1 protein-coding gene is annotated in these 1021 nt (G+C 54.7%); it reads right to left on the bottom strand.

Annotated elements, in window-relative coordinates; translation table 11 throughout:
- Positions 1-960, bottom strand: coding sequence for an IS481 family transposase (locus HK24_RS11625; protein WP_086634605.1), 960 nt, complete (start codon positions 958-960; stop codon positions 1-3).
- Between the last annotated feature and the right edge of the window lie 61 nt (positions 961-1021).

The following is a 1021-nucleotide window of genomic DNA, read 5'->3' as shown; positions in this document are numbered from 1 at the left end:
CTAGGTGTTTAGTCCCGTGTTTTGATGGGTTGGATTGATGATGAATCTTTCTGGCTCTGAAGTCCAGATTTTGCAGACGTATTCGTAAGGGGTGAGGCCACTGAGGGTCTTGAGTCTTCGCCCGAAATCATAGGCTGCCATGAAGTCGTTGAGGTGTGTCCTCAACTGCTCATGACTGTCGTAATGGAAGCGTTTGACGGTTGCTTCCTTGATTGTCCGGTTCATCCGCTCGACCTGACCGTTCGTCCAGGGATGATTGGGTTTCGTCAGACGATGTTCGATCCCGTGAGCTTCGCAGATCATGTCGAAGCGCATGGGGCGAGACCAGGCCGTATTGCGGTTACGGGGCTGATCAGCGAACTGGATGCCGTTATCGGTCAGAATGGTGTGGATCCGGTAAGGGATCATACTCAGGAGATGTTCGAGGAATTCCCAGGCTGTCTTCCGATCAGCTTTCCCGACGAGTTGTGTGACAGCGAATTTGCTTGTCCGGTCGATAGCAACGAAGAGGTGCAGCTTGCCCTCAGCAGTCTGTACTTCGGCAATATCGATGTGAAAAAAGCCTATGGGATAGCGTTTGAAGCGCTGGCGTTTGGGCTTGTCTCCTTCGATGTCCGGCAACCGGGATACCCCGTGGCGCTGAAGGCAGCGATGCAGAGCCGAGCGTGTCAGATGAGGGATGCTGGCCTGCAGGGCATAAAGACAGTCATCCAGCGGCAGTAAAGTATGCCGGCGAAACGCCACGATCATCGCTTCGTCCGTCTCGGACAGGACCGTTGAGCGCGGCTCTTTGGGACCTGTCTTCTGATCCTCAACCGTTTGACGCTTTCGCCATTTTGCAACTGTTTTCGGGTTGATCCCGAACTCCTCGCTCAGCGTCGCGAGCGAAGCCTGCGATCGCTGTAGTGCTGCTCGCACGGCGTGCGTGGTCGTGGCGCTGCCATGACGTATCTGTCCCATAAGGCTTCCTTCCACTCGCGTGAAATTAATACCCCATCAAATCCCGGGACTAAACACCTAG

The sequence above is a fragment of the Gluconobacter sp. DsW_058 genome (assembly GCF_002153615.1).
In the GTDB taxonomy this organism is placed as follows: domain Bacteria; phylum Pseudomonadota; class Alphaproteobacteria; order Acetobacterales; family Acetobacteraceae; genus Gluconobacter; species Gluconobacter cerinus.
Note: the sequence above shows the minus strand (reverse complement) of the source record. Positions and strands in the feature narration are given on the sequence as shown.

Coding starts and splice junctions, on each gene's coding strand:
- HK24_RS11625 (WP_086634605.1), bottom strand. CDS start 960: ATGGGACAGATACGTCATGGCAGCGCCACGACCACGCACGCCGTGCGA.